At 38.3% G+C, this 6,136-nt stretch carries 7 protein-coding genes; 3 read left to right on the forward strand and 4 right to left on the reverse strand.

The annotated features are described in order from the left end of the window. Positions 1–113: 113 nt before the first annotated feature. The 3 genes from B9G53_RS23460 to B9G53_RS23470 are packed head-to-tail and all read right to left on the reverse strand — an operon-like array spanning position 114 to position 4,564. Positions 114–1,133, reverse strand: coding sequence for a patatin-like phospholipase family protein (locus B9G53_RS23460; RefSeq protein ID WP_094535860.1), 1,020 nt, complete (start codon positions 1,131–1,133; stop codon positions 114–116). A gap of 5 nt (positions 1,134–1,138) precedes the next feature. Next, positions 1,139–2,128, reverse strand: coding sequence for a diguanylate cyclase regulator RdcB family protein (locus B9G53_RS23465; protein ID WP_094535861.1), 990 nt, complete (start codon positions 2,126–2,128; stop codon positions 1,139–1,141). A 12-nt stretch (positions 2,129–2,140) separates the two neighbouring features. Next, the gene (locus tag B9G53_RS23470) at positions 2,141–4,564 is read right to left on the reverse strand and encodes a dynamin family protein (protein ID WP_094535862.1); all 2,424 of its coding nucleotides are present in this window, start codon (positions 4,562–4,564) and stop codon (positions 2,141–2,143) included. Positions 4,565–4,813: 249 nt separating this feature from the next. Here B9G53_RS23470 and B9G53_RS27665 point away from each other — a divergent pair, with 249 nt between their 5' ends. The 3 genes from B9G53_RS27665 to B9G53_RS23480 are packed head-to-tail and all read left to right on the forward strand — an operon-like array spanning position 4,814 to position 5,665. Next, the gene (locus tag B9G53_RS27665) at positions 4,814–4,963 is read left to right on the forward strand and encodes a hypothetical protein (protein WP_176453334.1); all 150 of its coding nucleotides are present in this window, start codon (positions 4,814–4,816) and stop codon (positions 4,961–4,963) included. Positions 4,964–4,997: 34 nt separating this feature from the next. Then, entirely contained in the window at positions 4,998–5,246 is a 249-nt protein-coding gene (locus tag B9G53_RS23475) for a hypothetical protein (RefSeq protein WP_094535864.1), read from the forward strand. Further along, positions 5,243–5,665, forward strand: a complete 423-nt coding sequence (locus B9G53_RS23480; protein ID WP_094535863.1) for a type II toxin-antitoxin system VapC family toxin — start codon at positions 5,243–5,245, stop codon at positions 5,663–5,665. The genes B9G53_RS23475 and B9G53_RS23480 overlap by 4 nt, the downstream gene beginning before the upstream one ends. 44 nt (positions 5,666–5,709) lie before the next feature. Here the strand turns inward: B9G53_RS23480 and B9G53_RS29195 are convergent, their stop codons facing one another. After that, positions 5,710–5,862 carry a type II toxin-antitoxin system YhaV family toxin gene (locus B9G53_RS29195; protein WP_141211873.1) on the reverse strand — a complete coding sequence of 51 codons (153 nt, stop codon included), beginning with the start codon at positions 5,860–5,862 and terminating at the stop codon, positions 5,710–5,712. Positions 5,863–6,136: the final 274 nt, after the last annotated feature.

Below are 6,136 nucleotides of genomic sequence, written 5' to 3' on the forward strand. Positions count from 1 at the left end.
ACCATTGCCAAACGGTATAGGAGGTCTTGACGCTGCGCTTTTGGGCGAAGTTGACGATTCCTAGTTTCAGGCTGGCTACTTGTTGGATTCCTAATGCTGGTTTAAAAGTAATTTTATAGAGGATCATCCTCCATAAGAAGTCGAGTAGAATTAATCAAAGAATCTGTGGATGCTCGAAGATCTCCTATTCCCGTAAAGGTGCGAATAATATTATCCATACATAGCTTTGCATCAGCATAACCTCGTCTCTTTAATTCAGAGATTCTTTCGGGGCTAAAATCCAGTAAAGCAGAGCCTTCTCCTATAAGAAAAGCATCCGATTTATTAATGGACTGCTCAGGACGGATCTCAATAATGGTTTGATTAGGAAAATCATATCGATCCCATGTTGTCCCATTCCCCAAATGAATAACTATTGCATGGGTACAACCCTTTGCAGCTAATGCTCCTAGTGGGATATTATCTGCAAGTGCGCCGTCAACATATTTCTTCCCATTTACTTGCCGTTTCGGAAAAGCTAGTGGTATTGCAGCACTAGCGAGAATTGTATTGTACAGAGTATCGTCATCATCACAATCTTGAACACAAAGCCAATCAGCCTTTGTACCCATACGGGATCTAAAAAAATCTATTGCTGCTACTAGTAAATCGTTGTCTACATAGGGAATGTTAAGGGAAGGAAAAGCAGTGATCCAGAGTTCTGTACCATTTCTCAATAGATCGGGTTTTACCGCTTGACGGAGAAAATTTTCTATTGGTGCTGGATTAAAGATTGACTTTGTATCTTCTAAAATACCAATTTCATAAAGAAATGAAAGCATCCATTCTCGGAACATTGGAACAGTCGATTGTAAACCATAACTTATCAGTGGCTTCATAAGCCCAGCATTCGGGCGTAAAATCTCTGCTTCACCTAAGTCTGTCCAAAGTTGATCCAATCGTTGAACTGATTGGCTAAAAGTCCCATTAGAAGCAAGCACTGCACCATTGAGAGCGCCAATACTAGTACCAGCAATAATATGGGGATCTAGTCCAATTTCATCAAGGTATTTAAGAGCGCCAACTTGGTAAGCTCCTTTTGCTCCGCCACCTACCAAGACAAGTCCAACTGTAGATTTATTAGGATAGTTCATATAGTTTAGAAGGTTCTTGAAACTTTACCTAGACAATCATCAGCAACCTCTTCGACTATGTATGTAACTAACTCCCGTACTTCGAGCATTCGAGGGATTGATTCAATTTGCTGACGACATAGCCCAATCGCATGACGGGCAGGGTTATTGGGTCTACTTTCTTCTGGTAACGCATACATTTCTAAGGTTGTACCAATCGTAAATATATAAGGACTGTTTAAAATGCGATGAGGATGAATAGAACGGACTTCAAGTAGGCTTGCTGTAAGTTCTATATCTTCTTTTCGTAGTTCCTTACAGGAGATAGTAAGCAACTCACCGAAACCAATTAGCCCTTTCGGCATCTGCTTACTTGCAGTAACAATTTTGTTGGTTAAAAGCTGCCGATATTTCTCCCGATCATCCATTTCTAGTTCATACAGTGTTACTGAACTAGAAAATACTTCTTGTGCCAGTAATACAATTTGAATCAACCAAGGTAAATTCTCGTAGGTCTGTTCAGATTCCCAAGCTGCAAAAATATTGTCGATATCTTCCTTAGCAGCTACACGGATCTCTAACTGGCGAACTTTTGCTTCTAATTTATCAATTCGATCGCCAAACTGTTGTGCTAAGCTTTCCAGTTGAAATCCTAAAGCTTGTAATGTTGACTGCTGAGATTTTAACAATCGAACAGCATCACGGACTTCTAGAAGAGAGCGTTGTGTTTCTGTGAGAGCAACTTGAGAAATACTTAACGAGTCACACAGTTCCAAGACCCAATCTTGAAGAGCTTCTTGTCCAGCAATTAGATTACCATCTAAAATTAATCTACGTTTTTCGTTACTACCATCAAGTTTGTCAAAAATCTTGCCGAAAAACCCACGACTCTTGCGGTAGCGCAACATATCTTTGCTAACTGATAAACCGTTAACTAAATCGATCAGAGCTTTATCCCCGACTACAGGAATTCTACGTTGTAGTTCATACAGCCTTTGAGTAGAAGGATAGTACATATATATCTTGATTTATTTATGTTGTGCTAAAAGATGCTCGATCAAATCAAGATGCGAACTACACTTTTTTATACATTCATTTGCCTCTGGAACAATAGTGTTCAACTCATTTACAAGCCGATCCTTTTCCTCTTTTAACAATTGTTGATCAGATTGAGCCTGTCTCAAGCTATCTCGATAACTACCCAAATAAGTATCAAGGTTATCAAAGAAAGAATCAACTCTTTCTTGAAAATCTTTGTCAAGATATTTGTTAATTCCCGAACGCAAAGCATCTATGCTGTTCTCAATTGATTGATTGATCTCAGGAATCAATTCTTCCAAAGAAATTATGTAATAGTTCTCTTTGCGATCAGGCTTTTTCCTTTTTTCGTCTACTTCAAATTCAACAAACCAAAGCCAATTCCAAAAAGATCTCTTTTTTACTTTAATAGTTTCATATCCTTGGTCAACCATACGAGAATTATTTTTGATTCTTGGATTTGCAAAATTTATTCCATCTGAATCAAAAGATGGTGCAGGGAGGGATAAATCAACATTAAAATTCTGATTGAGTCTGGCTTTTGCCTGATTGATAATTGGCTTCGTCTCTTGATCTAGAAAATCAATCAATCCTCTTCGAGCCTTATCGATCTCCTGTTCAATTCTATCTTTATAGCTCGATAAAATGGCTTCAGATTTCTGCTTCGCATAAAGAATAGATTGATTTGCGAATTTCTCAGCTTGTTCCTCAGTAGAGAACTCAAATATTCCTGATGGTTTAAATTCCAAACTTCTAAACATCTTAGAGATAAAATCAGGGAAAAGAGGTAATGAACTAATTGGCTTTAGCAAAAAGTTTCTGGCTTCTATATCTAATTTTTTTAGCGAATCAGCTTTCTCATACTCTTCTTTTGCGAAAAAGTCTTTAAGGTTCACTAATGCACTTTCCCTTACAACTTCTAAGATTCCACCAAGATTTTCCTGAAGATTGAGTCTAACCCTTTCAACTTCCTTAAGTTTAATTCGGCACAATTCAAGACGCTTCAAGTCTGCCTCTAATGCCTGAACTTCATTGCGTAATTTTTTACCATCTTGAGAAATAGCACTACTTCGCAAAGATACATCATCTTTTAGTTCATTCAAAAGCCCTCGACAATAGTTAAGTGCTGACTTCATTGCTAGAGGGGCGGCTCTTTCCATAAGAGCATTGATAGAACGATCAAGGAATGATTGAAATCCTGACTTTTTCCAAAGTCTTTGAGCTTTTTTCTCCAACTCAGCAAGGCTTGAATCTTCTAGATCCTCTTCCCAGTCAATACCAAACACCTGCTCTGCTAAAGGGCGAGTTGTTGATAATTGAGTTAGTTCAGCATCAGGATTATCTTGAGCTTCTGACAAAAAGTTTGTTGCACAAAATGCCCATCTTGCCGCCACTTCAAAAACCCTATCAGTATCTTTTCGGTTCCCAAGTTCCAGATCGGCTAAAACGAATTGCTCTACCTTTTCCGATGTCATTGGATCGTTTTCAGTCCGTTGATCAACCTTGTTGACTAAAACATAGAGATTTTCTTTACCTAACAGATCAATTATTGGTTTCACTTGACGCTTGATATCATCCGCAGCTTTGTTATTTAGCTGTGTAAAGTCAAGAACAATAAGAATTATCGAACTATTCTTTAATTGCTCTTCAACAACGGCTGACAGTTTTAGATTTTCTCCTGCTTCATTCGGACCTGGAGTATCTACAATCACTAAACTCCCAAGTAGATCCGCCTGATCGTCTTGTTTTTGCGATCGCCAGAAAGGAGTTTCAATTCTTGGTAAATCTCGGATTCGTGCAAGTGGATCTTTAGTTGGCTCAAGTATTGAAGCCAAACGTACTATGTCATTTAGGGCTGTCAATACCCTTTTAATTTCATCAGTACCCTTGACCTCATCAGAATTTAAGAATCCATCAGTAGTCTCTACTTCCTGCAATAATTCCTGTAAATGAGGATGTGTGGCGATCCTATCTTGAGTTGTAGCAATTCCTTCATCACGAATTTTGCCTTTAATTGCTTCTACAGTTGTATTGAAAGCATCACTACAATCTTCAGGCACAATCAATATAGGCTCTGTAAGTTCTTTGTTAAATACAATTTCGGTAGGCAAAGTAGTCATTGCTGCTGCACGGCTTGGCAAAAGGTCGAATCCAACAACAGCATTGATGATTGTAGATTTTCCCGCCTTCATCGGGGCTACAATAGACATGACTAGCTCAAGCTCTTCTACATCATGCTTCTTGTTAACTATTTGCCGCTCAAATTCTGCGTATTTTTTACCCGTGCCATCAGATTTAAGCGCATTGCTGGCACGCCCCATTAGACTTTCAATTTTCTCTAAAAGTCCAATAACATCATTCTGTACATCCCTAACTGAAACTTTTTTAAGCTGTTCAGAATAGTTAACAGACATGGCTCTTACCTACAATAAAGCTCAGTTTACCTTTTAATAATTATGCTAATCTAATTTAGTTTCTATGTCAATAAAAAAATAGAGATATATAATTTTGATTTTTCGTATTTAAGCTACAAATATATGATAAACATTAACAAAAATAGGGTTTTAACTAAATAATATTTACTATAATTTCTTGCATCTAATAATATTTGTGGTTTACAGTTGCTAATTCTCAAAAGCGTATTACACCCAAGAAATTAAGTAATGTTGACCATTAATAAACGCTTCGCAAACATTGGAGATTTTGAAATCCCCGAAATTCCTAGAGAAGCGATCGCAGATGTATTTGAGTTTCGATTTAGGCGATCGCGGAGAATTCAAGCTTACTTGGTTGGAGGCAATGGATTGTTATAATTTTAATGACACCTTTCTACTACTCCCCAATGCCATGTCAACCATCACCATTCATCAACTAGAACCAGACATTGCCCAACAGCTAGAACAACGCGCCGCCCAACATGGGCGCACCATTGAGCTTGAAATTAAAGCAATTCTCAAAAGCGTATTAGCACCCAAAAAGCCAAGCAATATTGACCTCGCTACCGCCATTAATAGACGCTTTGCAGACTTTGGAGACTTTGAAATCCCCGAAATTCCTAGAAAACCCATGCGTTCCTTACCAACATTCGATCTATGAAGATTGTTCTTGATACCAACATCCTGTCAGAACTGATGAAACCCCAAGGTTCGCAAACTGTCAAATCTTGGGTTGCTGCTCAGCCTAGAGAAAACCTATTTACCACCAGCATTAACCAAGCCGAGATCCTTGGCGGCATCGCTATAATGCCAGAAGGTAAACGCAGTAAAGCTTTACAAGAATCTGCACAAGCCATGTTTACCGAAGACTTTGTAGGACAGATTTTATTTTTTGATTCAGATGCAGCAAACTGTTTTGCTCAAATTACCAGCGATCGCCGCAAAAAAGGTAAACCAATAGCTCAAGCTGACGCTCTGATTGCCTCTATATGTCTATCTAATAATGCAGCGATCGTCACTCGCAATGTTGACGACTTCCAAGATTGCCAAATCACAATCATTAACCCTTGGGACTATTGAGCGATCGCGGGTGTATTTGGGTTTTGATTTAGGCGATCGCTATACTAAAAAATGTTAGATCCTTCGATCAACTGCTCAACATCAGAAGGAAAATCAACCTTCTCAACCATTTTCCAAAAAACCCTATAACAATCATTCTTCCCACCCTCATTCCTTAGATATCCCAACCAAACAATCACAATCAATTTTCCATTCATTGACCTCTATCAATCTATCTCAACTCCCTTAGTAAGCGCCGAAACTCTAGCATCCATCTCACTTGTATAAGAGACTAAATTCAAAGGATTTTTCTTCGCATCATTCCATAAAAAATCAAGAAAACTTTTTATATTTTTTCTGCTCATACTGCGACTTACTCCCTTCCCGCTGTAAGGCATGGTAAAATATGAAATAAAAAGACAGTAAAAAAATGAACCAAAACGAAGCGCTTCTGAACAAGCCGTTAGATCTCAAAGATTGGCAGAAGCAGTT

The organism is Pseudanabaena sp. SR411, assembly GCF_002251945.1.
Taxonomy (GTDB): Bacteria; Cyanobacteriota; Cyanobacteriia; order Pseudanabaenales; family Pseudanabaenaceae; genus Pseudanabaena.

Excerpts from the sequence above, each read along its gene's own strand:
- B9G53_RS23460 (WP_094535860.1), bottom strand. The coding sequence starts at position 1,133 with ATGAACTATCCTAATAAATCTACAGTTGGACTTGTCTTGGTAGGTGGC.
- B9G53_RS23465 (WP_094535861.1), bottom strand. The coding sequence starts at position 2,128 with ATGTACTATCCTTCTACTCAAAGGCTGTATGAACTACAACGTAGAATT.
- B9G53_RS23470 (WP_094535862.1), bottom strand. The coding sequence starts at position 4,564 with ATGTCTGTTAACTATTCTGAACAGCTTAAAAAAGTTTCAGTTAGGGAT.
- B9G53_RS27665 (WP_176453334.1), top strand. The coding sequence starts at position 4,814 with ATGTTGACCATTAATAAACGCTTCGCAAACATTGGAGATTTTGAAATC.
- B9G53_RS23475 (WP_094535864.1), top strand. The coding sequence starts at position 4,998 with ATGTCAACCATCACCATTCATCAACTAGAACCAGACATTGCCCAACAG.
- B9G53_RS23480 (WP_094535863.1), top strand. The coding sequence starts at position 5,243 with ATGAAGATTGTTCTTGATACCAACATCCTGTCAGAACTGATGAAACCC.
- B9G53_RS29195 (WP_141211873.1), bottom strand. The coding sequence starts at position 5,862 with ATGAATGGAAAATTGATTGTGATTGTTTGGTTGGGATATCTAAGGAAT.